Annotated in this window: 23 protein-coding genes; 20 read left to right on the plus strand and 3 right to left on the minus strand. The window is 39.1% G+C overall.

Translation table 11 applies throughout. The features are described from left to right. The 6 genes from mce to EV203_RS10695 all read left to right on the plus strand — a co-directional run bounded on the left by mce (position 1) and on the right by EV203_RS10695 (position 4,173). Positions 1–402 carry a methylmalonyl-CoA epimerase gene (gene mce, locus EV203_RS10670; protein ID WP_011026418.1) on the plus strand — a complete coding sequence of 134 codons (402 nt, stop codon included), beginning with the start codon at positions 1–3 and terminating at the stop codon, positions 400–402. Positions 403–495: 93 nt separating this feature from the next. Then, the gene (locus EV203_RS10675) at positions 496–2,046 is read left to right on the plus strand and encodes an acyl-CoA carboxylase subunit beta (protein WP_009611078.1); all 1,551 of its coding nucleotides are present in this window, start codon (positions 496–498) and stop codon (positions 2,044–2,046) included. Positions 2,047–2,057: 11 nt separating this feature from the next. Further along, positions 2,058–2,315 (plus strand): hypothetical protein, encoded by a 258-nt coding sequence (locus EV203_RS10680; RefSeq protein ID WP_011026417.1) that lies wholly within the window; start codon positions 2,058–2,060, stop codon positions 2,313–2,315. Continuing rightward, a complete protein-coding gene (locus EV203_RS10685) occupies positions 2,315–2,683 on the plus strand; it encodes a DUF2118 domain-containing protein (RefSeq protein WP_011026416.1) in 369 nt (122 codons plus the stop codon). Before EV203_RS10680 ends, EV203_RS10685 begins: the two co-directional genes overlap by 1 nt. A 143-nt stretch (positions 2,684–2,826) precedes the next feature. Then, on the plus strand, positions 2,827–3,357 hold the full coding sequence (locus EV203_RS10690; protein WP_011026415.1) for an ECF transporter S component: 531 nt from the start codon (positions 2,827–2,829) through the stop codon (positions 3,355–3,357). Positions 3,358–3,405: 48 nt separating this feature from the next. Next, on the plus strand, positions 3,406–4,173 hold the full coding sequence (locus tag EV203_RS10695; RefSeq protein ID WP_132040546.1) for a type III pantothenate kinase: 768 nt from the start codon (positions 3,406–3,408) through the stop codon (positions 4,171–4,173). 6 nt (positions 4,174–4,179) lie between these two features. On the opposite strand, the gene EV203_RS10700 is transcribed toward EV203_RS10695, so the two are convergent. Then, a complete protein-coding gene (locus EV203_RS10700) occupies positions 4,180–5,289 on the minus strand; it encodes a GerAB/ArcD/ProY family transporter (protein ID WP_132040528.1) in 1,110 nt (369 codons plus the stop codon). Positions 5,290–5,382: 93 nt separating this feature from the next. Here EV203_RS10700 and EV203_RS10705 point away from each other — a divergent pair, with 93 nt between their 5' ends. The 13 genes from EV203_RS10705 (at position 5,383) to sfsA (ending at position 16,192) form a co-directional block, all read left to right on the plus strand. Next, positions 5,383–6,918 carry a spore germination protein gene (locus EV203_RS10705; protein WP_132040530.1) on the plus strand — a complete coding sequence of 512 codons (1,536 nt, stop codon included), beginning with the start codon at positions 5,383–5,385 and terminating at the stop codon, positions 6,916–6,918. Continuing rightward, positions 6,918–8,117, plus strand: coding sequence for a Ger(x)C family spore germination protein (locus EV203_RS10710; RefSeq protein WP_011026413.1), 1,200 nt, complete (start codon positions 6,918–6,920; stop codon positions 8,115–8,117). Before EV203_RS10705 ends, EV203_RS10710 begins: the two co-directional genes overlap by 1 nt. A 5-nt stretch (positions 8,118–8,122) precedes the next feature. After that, a complete protein-coding gene (locus EV203_RS10715) occupies positions 8,123–8,350 on the plus strand; it encodes a hypothetical protein (protein ID WP_132040532.1) in 228 nt (75 codons plus the stop codon). An 80-nt stretch (positions 8,351–8,430) separates the two neighbouring features. Beyond that, positions 8,431–8,955: a transcriptional regulator gene (locus tag EV203_RS10720; RefSeq protein ID WP_011026411.1), complete on the plus strand. Its 525-nt coding sequence runs from the start codon at positions 8,431–8,433 to the stop codon at positions 8,953–8,955. Between the two features lie 4 nt (positions 8,956–8,959). Then, on the plus strand, positions 8,960–9,877 hold the full coding sequence (locus EV203_RS10725; RefSeq protein ID WP_132040534.1) for a quinate 5-dehydrogenase: 918 nt from the start codon (positions 8,960–8,962) through the stop codon (positions 9,875–9,877). A gap of 5 nt (positions 9,878–9,882) precedes the next feature. Further along, positions 9,883–10,971, plus strand: coding sequence for an NAD(P)H-binding protein (locus tag EV203_RS10730; RefSeq protein WP_132040548.1), 1,089 nt, complete (start codon positions 9,883–9,885; stop codon positions 10,969–10,971). A gap of 169 nt (positions 10,972–11,140) precedes the next feature. Then, on the plus strand, positions 11,141–11,614 hold the full coding sequence (gene greA / locus EV203_RS10735) for a transcription elongation factor GreA (protein ID WP_011026409.1): 474 nt from the start codon (positions 11,141–11,143) through the stop codon (positions 11,612–11,614). A gap of 19 nt (positions 11,615–11,633) precedes the next feature. Next, entirely contained in the window at positions 11,634–13,133 is a 1,500-nt protein-coding gene (gene lysS / locus EV203_RS10740; RefSeq protein WP_009610316.1) for a lysine--tRNA ligase, read from the plus strand. Between the two features lie 101 nt (positions 13,134–13,234). After that, complete coding sequence (gene folE / locus EV203_RS10745) at positions 13,235–13,801, plus strand: GTP cyclohydrolase I FolE (protein WP_132040536.1); 567 nt, start codon at positions 13,235–13,237, stop codon at positions 13,799–13,801. 10 nt (positions 13,802–13,811) lie between these two features. Then, positions 13,812–14,624, plus strand: a complete 813-nt coding sequence (gene folP / locus EV203_RS10750; protein WP_132040538.1) for a dihydropteroate synthase — start codon at positions 13,812–13,814, stop codon at positions 14,622–14,624. Further along, positions 14,621–15,121 carry a 2-amino-4-hydroxy-6-hydroxymethyldihydropteridine diphosphokinase gene (gene folK, locus EV203_RS10755; RefSeq protein ID WP_132040540.1) on the plus strand — a complete coding sequence of 167 codons (501 nt, stop codon included), beginning with the start codon at positions 14,621–14,623 and terminating at the stop codon, positions 15,119–15,121. The genes folP and folK overlap by 4 nt, the downstream gene beginning before the upstream one ends. A 3-nt stretch (positions 15,122–15,124) precedes the next feature. Further along, complete coding sequence (queD, locus tag EV203_RS10760; protein WP_011026406.1) at positions 15,125–15,493, plus strand: 6-carboxytetrahydropterin synthase QueD; 369 nt, start codon at positions 15,125–15,127, stop codon at positions 15,491–15,493. Positions 15,494–15,502: 9 nt separating this feature from the next. Further along, positions 15,503–16,192 (plus strand): DNA/RNA nuclease SfsA, encoded by a 690-nt coding sequence (gene sfsA, locus EV203_RS10765; protein ID WP_132040542.1) that lies wholly within the window; start codon positions 15,503–15,505, stop codon positions 16,190–16,192. Between the two features lie 20 nt (positions 16,193–16,212). On the opposite strand, the gene EV203_RS10770 is transcribed toward sfsA, so the two are convergent. Beyond that, complete coding sequence (locus tag EV203_RS10770) at positions 16,213–17,067, minus strand: N-acetylmuramoyl-L-alanine amidase family protein (RefSeq protein ID WP_011026404.1); 855 nt, start codon at positions 17,065–17,067, stop codon at positions 16,213–16,215. 160 nt (positions 17,068–17,227) lie between these two features. Here EV203_RS10770 and EV203_RS10775 point away from each other — a divergent pair, with 160 nt between their 5' ends. Next, positions 17,228–17,878 (plus strand): coenzyme F420-0:L-glutamate ligase, encoded by a 651-nt coding sequence (locus EV203_RS10775; RefSeq protein WP_009610322.1) that lies wholly within the window; start codon positions 17,228–17,230, stop codon positions 17,876–17,878. Positions 17,879–17,917: 39 nt separating this feature from the next. Here the strand turns inward: EV203_RS10775 and EV203_RS10780 are convergent. Continuing rightward, a partial coding sequence (locus EV203_RS10780; RefSeq protein WP_132040544.1) for a transcriptional regulator occupies positions 17,918–18,580 on the minus strand: 663 nt, incomplete at its 5' end.

Below are 18,580 nucleotides of genomic sequence, written 5' to 3' on the forward strand. Positions count from 1 at the left end.
GTGATTAAAAAGGTAGACCATATAGGGATAGCAGTAAAGAGCATAGAAGAAGCGAGAAAGTTTTATGAAGAAGTGCTGGGCTTGAAAGTGACAGGGATAGAAGAAGTTAAGGAGCAGAAGGTAAAGACGGCCTTTATTCCAGTTGGGGAGAGCGAGATAGAGCTTTTAGAGTCCACATCAGAGGATGGGCCTGTTGCTAAATTTATAGAAAAAAGAGGGGAAGGCATACACCACATAGCACTTCAGGTAGATGACATTGAAAAGGCGTTAGAGGAGTTGAAGGGAAAAGGAGTAAAGCTCATAGATGAAGTGCCAAGGTATGGGGCAGGAGGGGCGAAAATTGCCTTTGTCCACCCAAAGAGCGCAAATGGAGTATTGTTGGAGCTTTGTGAGAGGAAGTGAAAGTTGTTGAGCTTTTTCTTCTAGTATGTTATATTATAGTAGGTACTAATAATAACTGCTACTAAAACTTTATTTTATTAAGGAGGCGTCTTGATGAGCGTCCAGGAAAAGATAGAAGAGCTGAAAAAGAGGAGGGCAAAAGCAGAAGAGGGCGGCGGAGAAGCAAGAATTAAAGCGCAGCACGAAAAGGGGAAGCTCACAGCGAGAGAGAGAATAAATATCCTCCTTGACAAGGGAAGTTTTGTAGAGCTGGACCCTTTTGTGGAGCACCGCTGCTATGACTTTGGAATGGAAAAACAAAAGTACCCGGGAGAAGGAGTTGTGACAGGGTACGGAACGATTGATGGAAGGCTCGTTTACGTGTATGCTCAAGATTTTACCGTCTTAGGAGGGTCTTTGGGAGAATACCACGCAAAGAAAATAACAAAAGTCATGGACATGGCTATGAAAATGGGAGCACCCTTAATTGGGCTAAATGACTCGGGAGGAGCCAGAATACAGGAAGGTGTGGATGCTCTTTCAGGCTACGGCCAAATATTTTACAGAAATACTCTGGCCTCAGGAGTTATACCTCAGATTTCCGTAATAATGGGCCCCAGTGCAGGAGGAGCAGTGTACTCTCCAGCCCTTACTGACTTTATATTCATGGTAGACAAAACCAGCCAGATGTTCATAACAGGCCCTCAAGTGATAAAAGCTGTTACAGGAGAAGAGGTTACTCCAGAAGAGTTAGGTGGTTCTATCACTCACAACAGAGTGAGCGGAGTTGCTCATTTTAGAGGACCCAATGACGAAGAAGTATTAAAAATGGTCAGAAAGCTTCTAAGCTACCTCCCTTCAAATAATCTGGAAGACCCACCTCGGTATGAAACGGGAGACGATCCCAACAGGACTTCAGAAAGGCTTATGGAAATAGTGCCAGACAATCCTAATAAACCCTATGACATGAAGGAATTGATTAGGGAGATAGTGGATAGAGGCGAAATCTTTGAATCACAGGAGATGTACGCAGAAAATATAATTACCGCTTTTGCGAGGTTGAACGGCAGAACCATTGGAATTGTCGCCAATCAGCCTAGGGTTTTAGCAGGGGTACTTGATATAAATGCTTCTGACAAGGCAGCGAGGTTTATACGGTTTTGCGATGCCTTCAATATTCCAATATTGAGCATTGTAGATGTTCCAGGTTTTTTACCGGGGACAAATCAAGAGTACGGCGGAATAATAAGGCATGGGGCTAAGATGCTTTACGCGTATTCAGAAGCCACAGTTCCAAAAGTCACTCTAATTGTGAGAAAAGCCTATGGCGGAGCCTATCTTGCTATGTGCAGTAAGGATTTAGGAGCAGATATAGTTTTTGCATGGCCCACTGCTGAAATTGCAGTTATGGGTCCAGAAGGAGCAGCTAATATAGTGTTTAAAAATGAGATAAACGAAGCGGAAAATCCAGCTGAAGTAAGAGAGCAGAAAATAAAGGAGTACAGAGAAAATTTTGCAAATCCCTACAGGGCTGCAGCAAGAGGCTATGTGGACGATGTGATAATTCCGTCTGAGACAAGGCCGAGACTCATTTCTGCTTTTGAGATGTTAAGAAGTAAAAGAGAAACAAGGCCAGCTAAGAAGCATGGCAATATTCCTCTATAGGGTGATAAAATATGGAAGGGATTTTAAAATTTTTTAAAAAGGCGTTTGAAGAAGAAAAAAAGCAGGAAATAGAAGAAAGAGAAGAGGTAAAGGATGAACTTAGTGACGAAGTAGTCGCAGCGATTATGGCTGCTATTTCCTATTATATGGATGAAGGGACGACCTTTTACATAAGGTCTATACGGGAGACCTCAGAGGCAGTTCCTCTGTGGTCTGTAGTTGGAAGAGTAGAGCAGATGCAAGCACGGTTTTTAAGGAGGTATTGTTGATGAGGAAATTCAAAGTTACAGTAAATGGCAAGACTTATGAAGTAGAGGTAGAAGAGATGAAGGCAGAAGAAGAGAAAGAGCTAAGCAAAAAAGAGGAAATAGTGGAGGTTAAAGAGGTTCCTAAACAGGAGGAGAAAGTTTCTACAGGAAAAGGCTCTAAAGTAGTTTCTGCTCCTATGCCTGGTACAATTCTAGACGTCAGAGTAAAAGAGGGAGATAGAGTAAAAAGAGGGGATGTGCTACTGATTTTAGAAGCCATGAAGATGGAAAACGAGATAATGGCTCCTGAAGATGGGATTGTAGCTAGTGTGAATGTGTCAAAAGGGGCTTCTGTAAATACAGGAGATGTCCTTGTCACTATGGAATAAAAACTTCTTGATAAATTAGCATTTTTTATGGTAAAATGAAAACTGCGGGTATCGGTTTCGAACCTGACAGCTTTTAAAAATTTAATATTGTCATGCGTTCGGAACGGTATCCTTAATAAGGAACCGGAACGGAGGTGTGGAATGTGCAGATCAGAACTTTAAGAGAGAAGCAGGTATTTGCGAAGCTTACGCTGAGGCAGATGGCTGTTGCGGGAATGCTCTCAGCAATTGCTATTGTGCTGTCCACCACAGTCTTAGGCTATATTCCTTTAGGCATTGCCAGTGCCACTACTATGCATATTCCAGCTATAATAGGAGGGGTACTGGAAGGACCAATTGTTGGCGCTTTTGTCGGGCTCATATTCGGCATAACCAGTTTCTTAAGAGCTAATACGCCTCTTTTTGCAAACCCTGTGGTGGCCATATTGCCGAGAATATTCATAGGTGTTGTAGCTTACTACGTTTACAGGTGGACTAAAAACAGCGCCATTGCTGCAGCAGCCGGTACATTGACCAATACTATTGGTGTTTTAAGCCTGGCGGTAATTTTTAAATATCTGCCTTGGCAGGTAGCAGCTTTTGTGGCTTTAAGGAATGGGATACCAGAAATAATTGTTGCTTCTCTCCTTGTAACTGCTGTAGTAAAGTCAGTTAAAAAAGCGTACAATAGATAAAAAGCAGGCTTTTTGCCTGCTTAATTTTAATTAAAGAAGGTGATAAATTTGCTTTTAGCTTTTGACGTGGGCAACACCAACATAGTCATGGGCGTATTTAAAGGGAAAAAGCTCCTTCACTCCTTCAGGATTTCGACAGACAAAAATAAAACTTACGATGAATACGGGATGCTGGTAAACCAGCTTCTCGGTTACAACGGGATAAGTCTTACGGAAATTGATGATGTGATAATTTCTTCAGTAGTTCCACCCCTTATGAATACTCTGCAGGTCATGTCTTTGAAGTACTTCAGGACAAAGCCTATAGTAGTAGGTCCGGGAATAAAGACGGGGATAAACATAAAATACGACAACCCAAAAGAGGTTGGAGCAGACAGGATAGTTAACGCTGTGGCGGCGTACGAGCTCTACGGTGGACCTGTAATAGTCATAGACTTTGGAACTGCTACCACCTTTTGCGCGATATCAGAAAAAGGGGAGTATTTAGGAGGAATAATTGCTCCCGGGCTTATGATTTCTGCAGATGCGCTTTTCCAAAGGACTGCAAAGCTTCCGAAGATAGACCTTACAAAACCTCCCACAGTTATAAACAGAAACACTGTCGCCAGCATGCAATCAGGTATAATCTACGGGCATGTGGGAATGGTGGACTACATAGTCACGAGGATGAAGGGAGAATTTGCACCTTCTGCCTATGTAGTGGCAACAGGGGGCTTTGCAAATATGATTGCAGAGGAATCGAAGACAATAGATACAGTCAATGAAATGCTCACATTAGAGGGATTGAGGATTATATATGAGAGGAATAAAGAATAATTCCTCTCATTTTATTTTTCTAATTTTTGCAATTGTGTAAAGGAGTAGGGGGAAGAACACCTCAAACCAGAATCCCTCAAAGGGGAAACACCTCTGAAAATATGTGTACAAGCCATCCAAACTTTCGGATACATTTTCGGCTAGCGGTATTAACAATGTGGCAAGGGGGAGAAGTATAAACCTGTAATCAGTAGATTTAATGGTCTCGGCTAATCCTTTAGCAAAGAGATAGGTGAATATTACGATCTTTATATAAATTCCCATAAGCCACATGGCCATAACGAGAGAGTCAAACCTCTGGATGTAGTCGCTTATCCTTATATTTCTCACCATTTCGAGAGCTGTAAACTGAAAATTGGCAGCCGTCTTTGCCCCGAATATGCCTATAGCTAGTACCCCCAGCATCATGCTCAGAGCAAGTATTCCAAGGCTTATAATTCCTCCTTTTAGAGCTTTTTCTTTTTGAGAGATATGTGGGAAGATGAAAAGTATTATCACTGTCTCCAGCATAAAAGGCGTTATGAGCACAGAACCGATTATGGGAGCCATTATCCCGTTTTCAAGTATTGGGAGAAAATTTCTCATGTCCACCTTTGGGAGGTCAAGGACTATTACAAAAGCTAAAAGAAGCATTCCAAAAGGGAAGAGCAGTTCATTCAATTTCACTATCGCGAGAAATCCCTTTGATACAGTATACATAACTGACACCATTAAAACTACGTAAAACACTATAGGTGGGGTATGAGGCATAAAAGCGTTTACCATTATTTCTATTAATTCTCTCATCACAAGGGAAATTCCGTGAAGTATAAAAAGGAGATAAAGAAAAGATATCACTTTCCCTAAAAAACTTCCTACAATTTTGTCAACATAAGAAAAAAGTATTTCTTCTTTAAACATCATTGCAAGCTTGTAGTAAAATACAAAAATACCGCTTGAGACAAGAAAGGAAATTATTACAGAAATCCAGGAGTCCTGCTTTGCAGCCAATGCTACAAAAGAAGGCAAGAATACATCTGCTGTAGATATAACTGTGGTGACAAGGAAAAATACCAGTTGTTTTGTCGATATTTTCTTTTCGCTTGTCCTTTCAAATTGTTCCATTCCTTTAAGCATATCCCAGCCCTCTGTGCCTTTTTTTATATTATTTGCATCAAAAAAACATAATATTCTCCAAAAAATGAAATAATAATCTTTGGAGGTGAAAAAATGGCTCGCAAACTGCCGGACCCCCAGTACATTCGAGACAATTACGAGTACATGTATTTGACAAAAGATTTAAAAGAAAATACTTACATCTTTAACACGCTTTTAGCTGGCAATAACGATGTGGTTTTTAGAAATATAAAAATTGGGAGGAGAAAGATACCTGCCTGTCTTATTTACATAGATGGATTGGCAGACAAGTCCTTAGTTGCCCACAATGTTTTATTTCCCCTCATGATTGAGACTCAGAAAATTGATGAAAACCCAGGAACAGGAGACGAATTTTTTGAAAGGGTAAGAGAACTCTTTGTCACTATAGGAGAGGTGAATGTAAAAGACAAGATTGGCGATGTGATGGATGACCTGCTGTCTGGAGAAACTGTCCTTTTAATCGATGGAATTAAAAAAGCATTAATCCTTTCCACAAAAGGTTGGGAAGGGAGAAATATAAGCGAATCTACTACTGAGTCCTATGTGAGGGGACCTAAAGAGGCATTTGTTGAAACCTTAAGGATTAACACTTCTATGTTAAGAAGGAGGATAAAGCACCCTGATTTTGTGATTGAGGACATGAAAATAGGAAAATACTCAAAGACAGATGTGGCAATCGCTTACATAAAATCAATCGCAGATGATAAAGTTCTTCAAGAAGTCAAAAAAAGGCTTAAGAAGATACAGATTGATGGGATAATTGACAGCGGATATATTGAGGAATTTATAGAAGATAATCCGTTTTCTCCTTTTCCCCAGATCGCTCATTCGGAAAAGCCAGACAGGATAGCCGCAGAGATTTTAGAGGGAAAAGTAGCTATAATTGTGGACGGTTCACCTTTTGTATTGACTGTTCCGGCTGTATTTGCACAATTTTTTCAGGCAGGAGAAGACTACTACGAAAGATATTTTTTGTCTTCTGCCCTCAGAGTATTGAGGATAATAGCCATGATAACAGCTCTCCTTTTTCCTTCTATATACATAGCAGAAACCACATTTCATCAGGAGATGATACCAACGCAGTTGGCCATATCAATTGCTGCCCAGAGGGAAGGAGTTCCTTTTCCGGCCCTTTTAGAAGCTTTGTTTATGGAGGTCACCTTTGAAATACTGAGGGAAGCAGGAATCAGGCTTCCAATGCAGGTAGGTCAAGCAGTGAGCATCGTCGGGGGCCTTGTGATAGGGCAGGCAGCTGTTCAAGCTGGCCTTGTCTCCCCTGTCATGGTCATTGTAGTGGCTATGACAGGTATTGCTTCCTTTGCCATACCTGCCTTTAATGTAGCTATAACTTTTAGGCTTCTTAGGTTTATCATAATGATAGCGGCAGGGACCTTGGGCTTTTTTGGGATAATAATGGTGATAATGATGGTGCTGGCTCACATGGCCTCTTTAGAATCTTTTGGAGTTCCCTATCTTTCACCAATAACCCCGTGCAGATCTCAGGAACTGACTGATGTGTTTATGAGAGTACCGTGGTGGGCAAAAATACTAAGGCCTAGAACTATACAGAGGAAAAACATAATAAGGCAGGAGGATAAAAGAGGATAATGAGAGGGAAAAAAGTTGTAGCGATGATATTAATTCTTTTGACGACTTTACTCGTTATTGAGGGATGCTGGGATAAAAGAGAGATAAATCAGCTGGCCTTTGTGCAAGGTTTGGGAATTGAAAAAGGAGAAGATGGAATGATTCACCTTGTAGTGGAGATTTTAAAACCTGGGCTTTTAGCGAGCGGCGGAGGACCTGGAGGTGGAACAGGGGGAGGAAGCGCTGTTGGAAAGCCTTACGCTGTTTTTCAAGCAAATGGAGTGGACTTTGCCAAGGCTTTTGCCAATTTAAATGACGAGCTTCCCCGCTCTTTGTTTATGCAGTATAACGAGATAATATTTTTAGATGAAAAATTTGCTAGATCAGGCATATATCAGACTCTTGACTTTATGACGAGAAATCCGGAGTTTAGAAGAACGGCGTACATTTTAGTTGTCACAGGAGGCAGCATACACGAGCTTTTTAATATTCCTTCTTCAAGTACCTTGGAAAGGTATCCTTATAAAGAAGTCCTTGGGATTATATCAAATCAGGCAAACACTTCTTCCTCTTATGTATGCGACTTAAATGAATTTATCCAGACACTGGAAATACCTAAAAAAGCCCCTATCACAGGTAAGCTTGAGATTGTAAAGAAAGATGGCAAAGCTGTGGGAGTAAGGCTTGTAGGTTCAGCAGTTTTTGACAATGATAAGCTCATAGGCTTTTTAGAAGAGCAGGATACAAAAGCTGTAACTGTGCTAATGAACAAGTTAAAAAGGAGCACTTTAACACTTGATAAAGGATTAAAAGGCGAAAAAGCTCACATCTCCCTTGTGATAACCAAAGCAAAAACAGAGATTAAGCCTGTAGTTGAGGGGGATAAAATCTCATTTAACATAAAAGTAAATGTAGAAGCTTATTTAAATGAACAGGAGACCAAGTATGACATCACAGAGCCTGAAAAACTACAGCAATTAGAAGTTATTGTGAGCAGTAAAATAAAATCTGCTATAGAGAGAGCTTTGAACATACTTCAAAAAAAATACAATGCAGATGTAGTAGGATTTGTAGAAATTCTTCACAGAAGCAAGCCTAAAGTGTGGAAAAAAGTTGTGGAAGACTGGGAAAATATTTACCCTGATATAAAATTTAATGTAACTGTTAAGACGCACATCCGCCGTTCTGGACTTTCATCCAAACCAATACATCCGAGGTGATATAGATGGCTTTTAAAATTTTGGGTTTGACTCTCTTGTTTATCTTTTTTTCTATGCTGGAAGTTCCAAGGCTTTTAAGAGAAAAAAGACTAAAAGAAGTCGTAGTGTTTTTTATATTCCTTATAGCTGGGTATGTGCTCAATCTTTTCTATGTCCTAAATATACAGATTATTCCTGCAAATCGCATAATAAGTTTTTTTCTAAAGCCTATAGAAAAATTTTGGGGGCAGTGAATCTGCCTTGAAATTTTTTTTAAAAAGTAGTAAAATTGTAATCAGTGTGAGCACAAAATGTGCACATCGGAGGTTGTGAGATGAAATTTGTAAAAGTGGGGGACAAAATAATTAATTTAAACAAACTTCACAGCATCATAGACAAGATGATTGAAATGCGGCAGAACGGTTTTTCGCAGCAAGAGGTGGCAGACCGCTTTAAAGTGGACAGAAGCTTTATATCACGTCTTGAAAATCTAGCAGAGGTAAGAAAAGGCGGAAATATTGCGGTGGTTGGTTTCCCAATAAAAAACAAGGGAGAGCTTGAGGAGCTTTTGAAAGAATGGGGGGTTAATTTTACTCTTCTCTTATCGGAAAAAGAAAGGCTTAGCATAGCTGAAAGCATGAGCGGTGCAGAGCTCTTTAACATGGTGATGGACCTTATTGCTAAGGTTCAGTCTCATGACGTGATAATATTTTTAGGGTCAGACAAGAGAAGCCAGCTTATGGAAGCCATTTTTGACAAAGACATAATAACTGTAAACATTGGACATTCTCCGCTTACAGAAGATGTGTATGTAGATCCGAAGGTAATAAAAGACATATTAGATTCTTTGAGAGGGTGAAAAAATGAAGAGGGTCGTAAGCATAAGTTTAGGGTCTTCTACTAGGAACAAAAAAGCAGAGATAGAGATTTTGGGGGAAAAGTTTATAATCGAAAGAATTGGCACTGACGGAGATTTAAAAAAGGCTGTAGAGATGATAAAAGAGCTTGACGGAAAAGTGGACGCTTTTGGTATGGGTGGAATAGACTTATATCTTTCTGCAGGAAACAAGAGGTATGTGATAAGAGATGCTCTGCCTTTAAAGAATGCTGCGAAAATTACCCCTATTGTAGATGGTTCGGGACTTAAGAATACCCTTGAAAGAAGAGTAATAAAATACATACAGCAAAAAGGAATAGTTGACTTAAGAGGGAAAAAAGTGCTTATCACCAGTGCAATGGATAGATACGGAATGGCAAAGGCTTTTGAAGAAGAGGGGGCTTCCCTCATAATAGGGGACCTGATGTTCGCACTCAATGTGCCTATTCCTTTGCATTCCTTGAGGCTTGTCTATTTTCTCTCTTTTATAATCGTTCCAGTAGTGGTTCGTCTGCCCTTTGAAATGATATATCCTACTGGAGAGAAGCAATTAAAAATGGACAGCAAAAAATATGAAAGATTTTATAAAGAGGCGGACATAATAGCAGGCGACTTTTTGTTTATAAAAAGGTTCATGCCTGAAGATTTAAAAGGGAAGGTCATAGTTACAAATACTGTAACTCCAGAAGATGTTGAAACTTTGAGGCAGAGAGGGGTTGAAATTTTGATTACCACCACCCCTAATATAAATGGGAGATCCTTCGGTACAAATGTGATGGAAGGAGTTCTTGTGGCAATAGCAGGTAAAAAGCAGGAGGAGATGACGACTAAAGATTATGAGGAGCTTTTGGACAAAATAGGCTTTGAGCCGAGAGTAGAGTATTTACAAAAAAAAGGGGGGTAATGAGAGTGCATAAATTCGGCTTTATAATTCATCCTATAGAATACGAGGATGTAAGTCGCAAGTTTAAAGTGATGCAAAAATTCCCTAAATGGGTGGTGGAGGGCTTCACAAGGCTCCTTCCGCCGATGAAGGTATCTGAAATTACAGGGGTAAGAAGCGAATATGCCGAGACAGAAGGATGGTTTGTAGCGGTTCCTCTGACTTCTGAACAAATGCTTAAACTGCCTGAAGATTATGTTTTAAAGAAAATAATAAAAGCAGTAAAGATTGCTGAAAATTTAGGGGCAGAAATTGTAGGTTTGGGTGCTATGACCTCTGTTGTAGGAGATGCAGGAATTACAATTGCAAAAAATTCAAACATTGCAGTCACAACTGGCAACAGCTACACAGTAGCAACAGCTATAGAGGGGGCCATAAAAGCAGCTGAACTAATGGGCAAGGATGTAAGAGATTCTCATGTAGTGGTCATCGGAGCGACAGGCTCCATAGGGAAGGTTTGCGCTGAAATTCTCTCAAGGGATGCCAAATACATGACTTTAGTTGCGAGAAACAAAGAAAAATTGCAGAATTTCAGAGATTACCTGATGCAAAAAACAGGAATGTCTGCTCACATAACTTCAGACGTAAAAGAGGCACTTGAGGATGCTGACATAATAATAACTGTGACAAGCGCAGTGGATACTGTAATAAAGCCAGAATACTTAAAGCCCGGGGCAGTTGTATGCGATGTGGCAAGGCCAAGAGATGTATCAAAAGAAGTTGCAGACAAAAGGGATGACGTGCTTGTGATAGAAGGAGGAGTAGTGGAAGTACCGGGAGACGTAGATTTTCACTTTAATTTTGGCTTTCCACCCAAGACGAATTATGCCTGCATGGCAGAGACAATGATTTTGGCTATGGAGGGGCGCATTGAAAATTACTCTTTAGGAAGAGACCTTACAGTCGAGCAGGTAGATGAAATAGCAAGGCTTGCAAAAAAACACGGATTCAAATTGGCAGGTTTCAGGAGCTTTGAAAGAGAAGTTACGATGGAAAAGATAGAAACTGTGAGAAAAAACGCTAAAAAGAAGTTAGAGACGTGGAAATTCGCTTAATTTGGACTTGACTTTATTTGCTACCTGGTTTATAATATTCCACATGAAAAATACACAAGCACTGCGGAAGCAGTGCTTGTGTATTAATATATTGAATACATAAAAATTTTAAACCCTACATAAGAATAAAAATACCTTTTAAAATATTTTAAGAAAAAGGAGAATGCCTATGAGCAAGCCTGTGATTTTGACCTATGAAGGACTTAAAAAATTAGAAGAGGAACTTGAGTATTTAAAAACAGTAAAAAGGGCAGAAGTAGCTGAAAAAATAAAACAGGCAAGAGCCTTTGGGGATTTGAGTGAAAACTCAGAGTACGATGAAGCAAAGAACGAGCAAGCCTTCATTGAGGGAAGAATTGCCACACTGGAAGCCATGCTTAAAAACGCAAAAGTAATTGACGAAGAAGATATAAAGCTTGACGAAGTAAGCATAGGGTGTACCGTTAAAGTATTTGATGAGACTTACAACGAAGAAGTGGAGTACACTATAGTTGGGTCGGCGGAAGCAGACCCTATGAATAACAAGATTTCTGATGAATCTCCAATTGGAAAAGCGCTTTTAGGCAAAAAGGTTGGAGAAACAATTTCTGTAGAAGTGCCTGCGGGAGTTATTAAACTCAAAATACTCGAAATACGAAGGTAAAGGGTGATGGAGGTATAATATGAGTAATTCTAATGAGAACATTTTGAATGACCTTGAGAATTTGAATGAACTTTTAAGGGTGAGAAGAGAGAAACTCAATATCTTAAGGAGCATGGGGATAGAGCCCTATGGCATAGATAGGTTTGAAAGAACTAATCTTTCCTCAGACATTAAAAACGATTACGAAAATTTTGAAGGGAAAACTGTAACTCTAGCAGGAAGGATAATGACCAAGAGGAGCCACGGAAAAGCTTCTTTTGCAGATATACAGGACAGGGACGGAAGAATTCAAATTTATGTGAGATATGATAATGTCGGAGGAAAAAACTACGAAATCTTTAAGCTCCTTGACATAGGTGATATTATAGGGGTTACAGGAGAAGTCTTTAAGACAAAGACCGGAGAAATTACTATAAACGTGAAAGACTTTAAGCTTTTATGCAAGTCACTGCAAGTTCTCCCTGAAAAGTGGCATGGTTTAAAAGACCCGGATTTAAGGTATAGGCAAAGATACGTAGACCTAATAATAAATCCAAGCGTAAGGGAAGTATTCTTAAAAAGGACCAAGATAATAAAAGCAATAAGAGAATTTTTAGACAATAGAGGATTTCTGGAAGTTGAAACTCCAGTTTTGCACACAATCGCAGGTGGAGCAGCGGCAAGGCCCTTTATCACCCATCACAACGCTTTAGACATAGACATGTATTTACGAATTGCGCTGGAGCTTCACTTGAAGAGGTTAATTGTCGGGGGATTTGAAAAGGTCTATGAAATAGGCAGAGTCTTTAGAAATGAGGGAATGGATATAAGGCACAATCCGGAGTTTACACTCCTGGAACTTTATGAAGCTTATACGGATTATCACGGTATGATGGAACTTACTGAACAGCTTTTTGCGTATGTGGCTGAAAAAGTAAATGGCAGCACAAAAATAATCTATCAGGGCACTGAAATAGATTTGACGCCGCCGTGGAAGAGAATCACCATGGTGGATGCTATAAAAGAATATGTGGGGATTGACTTTGAAAAAGTTGCTACAGATGAAGAAGCGAGAAAAATAGCAAAGGATTTAAATCTGGAGTTGAAAAAGCCTGATATGAAAAAAGGAGAAGTAATAGCACTTGTTTTTGACGAACTGGTAGAAAAGCACCTTATACAGCCTACTTTTGTCATGGACTATCCAGTGGAGGTTTCTCCTTTGGCTAAAAGAAAGCGCGACAACCCTGCTTTTACTTCCAGGTTTGAAGCTTTCATTTACGGCAGAGAAGTTGCAAACGCATTTTCAGAGCTAAATGACCCGATTGACCAGAAAGAGAGATTTTTGGAACAGTTAAGGCAGAGAGAAGCGGGAGATGAAGAAGCTCACATGATGGATGAGGACTTTATAAATGCCCTTGAGGTAGGTATGCCACCTACAGGAGGTTTGGGTATAGGTGTAGACAGGCTTGTCATGTTTATGACAGATTCTTATTCTATAAGGGATGTAATACTCTTCCCTACAATGAAACCCAAAGATTAAAAGCAGTCGCAGGACTGCTTTTAACTTTTATATGCTGGCTTTTTTTCGCAAAAAGTAATATAATTAAAGCTGTGCACAACAAAAAAGAAGGGGTATCAAAAATGATAGACAAAGAAAAGATTAAAAAAGCTGTAAGAGAGATACTTGAAGCCATAGGCGAAGACCCCGATAGGGAGGGGCTCCTTGAGACTCCTGACAGAGTAGCCAGGATGTACGAAGAAATTTTTTCTGGACTTCACACAGATGTAAAAGATGTTATAAAAATTTTCCAAGAAGATGAGCATCAAGAGATAATCCTGGTAAAAGATATTCCCCTTTACTCTATGTGTGAGCATCATCTTCTTCCTTTTATAGGTGTTGCCCATGTGGCATACCTTCCAAGAAAAGGGCGAATTTTAGGCCTTTCAAAAGTTGCTCGTATAGTAGACGTTTTATCAAAAAGGCCTCAGCTCCAAGAAAGGCTCACTAGTGAAATTGCGGATACCATAATGGAAGCCGTCAATCCTTTGGGAGTTGCTGTTGTCATAGAGGCAGAGCATCTGTGCATGACTATGAGGGGGGTTAAAAAGCCGGGCTCTAAAACTGTTACCTCTGCCCTAAGGGGAATATTTAGAACGGACCCTAAAGCCAGAGCGGAAGTGATGGCTTTGATAAATTCCAAGAGATAGGGGGAAGGCTATGATTTTAAAGTGCAGGGATAAAACTTTAGAGATTGGCAAAAGGACCTACATAATGGGTATTTTGAACATGACTCCTGATTCCTTTTCAGACGGAGGCAAATACAATACTTTGGAAAAAGGGATTGAAAGAGCTTTGCAGATGATTGAAGAGGGAGCAGATATAATAGATGTGGGAGGAGAGTCTACAAGGCCCGGATACACTCCTGTCGATGAAGAGGAAGAAATTAGAAGGGTTATACCTGTAATCGAAAGGCTTTCTAAAATTTCAGATGTGATAATTTCTGTGGATACTATGAAGGCGAATGTAGCTTTAAGGGCGCTGGAGGCAGGAGCCCATATAGTAAATGATGTGTGGGGGCTTCAGAGAGACCCCAAGATGGCAGAAGTAGTTGCCAAATATAAAGCAGGGGTTGTCATGATGCACAACAGCAATGTGGCTGAGTACGACGATGTTGTGAAATCTGTTATAGAGTTTCTAAAAAAGAGCATAGAAATTGCTGAGAAAGCTGGAATTGAAAGAAACCAGATGATAGTTGACCCTGGCATAGGCTTTGGAAAGACTTTAGAGCATAACTTGGAAGTCATGAATCGCCTGGAGGAATTAAAAGTTCTGGGACTTCCTGTCCTTTTGGGTACTTCCAGAAAATCTATGATAGGCAAAGTCTTAAACGTAGATGTAGAGGATAGATTGGAGGGGACAGCGGCGACTGTAGCTGTGGGAATAGTAAAAGGAGTGGATATAATAAGAGTCCACGATGTAAAAGAGATGTCAAGAGTAGCTAAAATGACTGATGCGATGGTGAGAAGATGACAGAGGTATACCTTTCTTTGGGTTCAAATTTAGGAGACAGAGAAAAGTATTTAAAAGAGGCGGTCAAAAGGCTTAAGTCAAATAAAAACATAGTTTTAAAGAAGCTCTCTCCCATATATGAGACAAAGCCTGTAGGATATTTAGAACAGGACAATTTTTTAAACGCTGCAATTTTAATAGAAACAGACCTAACGCCCTATGAACTTCTAGATGTCACTACAAGTATTGAGGCAGAACTCAAAAGAGAGCGCACAATAAAATGGGGACCCCGAACCATTGACATAGACATCCTTTTGTATGATGGACTTATTCTAAATGATGAGAAGCTAACTATTCCCCACCCTCACATGTGGGAAAGAGCTTTTGTGCTAATACCATTAAGGGATATAAATCCTTCATTGAGTAAAAACGGTTTATCCATCGATGAGTTGATACAAGGCCTTATAGACAAGCAGGGCGTATGGCTCTACAAAAAAGATTGGTGTGAAGAGGTGTAAAAAGTGAGAGTTACAAAAATATTTACTTTTGACAGTGCCCACAACCTTGTCAATTACCATGGGAAATGTGAAGAGTTGCACGGCCATACTTATAGGTTAGAGGTCACAGTTGAGGGTTATCCTGATGAGGAAGGAATGGTTTTGGACTTTGTAAAGCTAAAAGAAATTGTCAATGAAAAAATTATAAAAAAGCTTGACCACAAATATTTAAATGAAGTGCTAGGCTTTAACACAACTTGTGAAAATATACTCCTGTGGATGTGGAAGGAATTAGAAGGAGAACTCAAAGGACCCAATTACAAACTCTACAAGCTTACTCTCTGGGAGACTCCAACCAGTTTTGCAGAAGTTACAGCAGAGGATTTGAAATGAGGGTTTATGATGATTATTAAAAATCCGATAATAAAAGGGAAATTCATAGAAAGGTTAAATAGATTTGAAGCCTATGTCGAAATAGATGGCATTAAAACCCTGGTTCATGTCCCAAATACAGGGCGACTGAAAGAGATACTTGTAAAAGGGGCAGATGTGCTTTTAGAAGTGAGAGAAAAAAAGGGGAGAAAAACTCCTTATGAGCTTGCCTTTGCCTATAAAGGGAAAAGGCTTATATCAATTGATTCTCAAGTGCCAAATAAAGTATTTCTGGAGAGCATAAAAAAAGGGATAGTTGAAGAGTTTAGAGGATATGAACTGGTGGAAAAGGAAAGAAGCTTTGGGAACAGTAAATTTGACATAAAACTTACAAATGGAAAGGAAATTTGCTACATAGAAGTGAAGGGTGTTACTTTGGAGGTAGATGGAGTAGCCAAGTTTCCTGATGCGCCAACAGAAAGAGGTAGAAAGCATTTAAAAGAACTCATAAAAGTCAAAGAAGAAGGAATGAGAGCGGCAGTTGTTTTCTTAATTCAAATGGATGACATCAAATACTTTACTCCAAATGACGAACAGGACCCTCAATTTGGACAATTTTTAAGAGAAGCTTTCACAAAAGGCGTAGAAGTTTATGCCTATACCTGCGATGTGGGAGAAAATTTTATTAATTTAAAAAACAGGGTACAGGTAGTGCTGTAACCCTGTTTTTTACCTGCTTTTTATGAATAAAATCTTATTAAGCCATTAAACACGGCCTGAGCTACTTTTTCTCTGTAATCTACATCCCTCAAATGAGCATCATCTATTCTCACATCTTCCATTGCTGGCACAATACCCACAGGAATGATACTTTCTTTGTACTCAAATCTTTTTTGAAAAATTCCTAAGTTTGGAAGTTGCAATTTTTCTTCCATTGCTTTGTTTATATGTTTAGCAAGCTTAAAAGAAGCGTCGTTCTGGTCTTCATAGTACACCTTAAATCCGCTCTCTTTCTTAGATGACAATTCAGTATAAAGGTCAATTAGAATTTCACAATCCAAATCTTTTAAATTTTTCTCTTGAGGGTCTTTTTCCCAGGTTATTTTGCTTTCTGCTCCGCAATTACTCAGCAGAAAATTTAACTTTTTTGCTATCCCCATTATTGGAATGTGCATCAAGAGTCCTGTAGGGCTTTTAGTTTTTTTACTAAAACCGGGATTTATTGCTATTTTTCTTCCTTTTAATACTTCTATGAGCGGACTTCTATCTATGTACACTTCAAATTGCGAAGGTATTCCTTTTATTGTCTTTACCTCAAAGTTGGATGGAAAATCAAGATGTACGCAAGCCACAATGTCTTCTCCTTGTTGTTTTATTTCGACAAAAGATATAATGCCATCCAAAACTTTGTATATGCCTTCTGGCATATTAAGGGGAACACTAGAGAATATTATTTTTATGGTGTTTTCATGAATTTCTGCCTGGTGTGAAGGGATGTCTAGAGAGAAGTCAAAGACCAGCAGGCTCTTGTGCTCTTTTATTGATGGGCTGTTGCAGGCAGAATCAATCCTTATATTTGTCAGCTTGTTTAACATTTTCCCCTCTCCAATTTAAAAAAATTGTGAGAAAAGTGTGATAAAATTATGGTATAATTGTGATAAAACTAAATATATTTTACCACAGCAAGAAAAAAATAAAAGATATTTACTAAAAATTTTAGTGTTACAATTTTTAGGATAAATGGAGGCTTAAACTATGAATGGGAAAATATCAATAAGAACTCACATTATAACAGAAAAGGACGATATAGTAGAGGTGGTATACCATTATACCAAGGATATAGCTGAACCAGGAGATTTGATATCTGTTGCAGAAAGCGTAGTTGCTATAAGTCAAGGGAGAGCTTATCTCCCTGAACAGATTAAACCAGGGCTTTTGGCGAAGATACTGTGCAAATTTACGGATAGGAAAGGCAGCCTCACTTCTCCTTATGGCATGCAGTGTGCTATAAATGAAGTGGGATGGTTTAGAATCTTAATAGCTGCAATCATAGGTGGCATAGGAAAACTCTTGGGGAGAAAAGGCTGGTTTTTTATAATAGCTGGAAGGCAAGTTGCTTTAATCGACGATTTTGCTGGTACAATGCCACCATATCATAGACATGTAGTTTTAGGCCCCAAAGACCCGGACAAAGTTTGCGACATGATAAAAGAAAAAACAGGAGTGGATGCTGTAATAATTGACGCAAATGATTTACATAAAGCTGACTGCGTTGGCGCCTCAAAAGGAGTAGATAAGAAATACGTAGAAAAGCTTTTTTTGGACAACCCTTCAGGTAACTCAGAACAGCAAACACCTATTGTGGTCATAAAAAATTACAAAAGCCATATTCCTACTAGTGCCTGACGGCAGGGAGTAAAATATTGCTCCTTGCTGTTTTTTATATTAGAGTTTTTGAAAATTTTCCAGGTCTATATTGTAAATTTTCTTGCAACTTTCTATAACCATTTTCTTTAATTTTTCATGCCCACATATTTTTGAAAGATTTACAGCCTTTAAAAGAGAGTCCATGTAGTTTTCTCTATTAAGCTTAAATTCGGCAATTCCCTTTCTGAAGTATAAAAGGGCTAAGCCATTTAAAGTCTTGTTTTCTGCACAAGTTTTAATACCCTGCTCTGCGTAGTAAAGCGCCTTATCATATATGGAAGCCAGGTAATACGCATAGGAGAGGTTATAATATACCCTAACTCTTTCTTCTACATTGTCTGGCTCCAGTGCTTCCAAGCAGAAAAGGAGCATCTCTATGCTTTTTTCGGATTCTTTTTCTCTTACTATAAGAGCTATATTCATCAAGATTCTAACTTCCATACTGCTGTACACAAAGCGGGTATAGTTAGAAAGAGAAAAATCTGGTATAGTGAGTTTCATGGCTTCAATCAATTTTTCTAAAGCCTTTTCATAATCATTATTTACAGTTTTTTCAATAACAGACTCCACTAACAAGAGAAGTTGTTTCAATAATCGAATGTAATAAAGGCTCATTTTCCCTTCATCAATTATTTTTTTAAGTTCTTTGAGGTCCTTTTTCAAATCTTCAAATTCTCCACC

Origin of the sequence: Caldanaerobacter subterraneus, from assembly GCF_004345675.1 — a bacterium.
Classification (GTDB): Bacteria; Bacillota; Thermoanaerobacteria; order Thermoanaerobacterales; family Thermoanaerobacteraceae; genus Thermoanaerobacter; species Thermoanaerobacter subterraneus.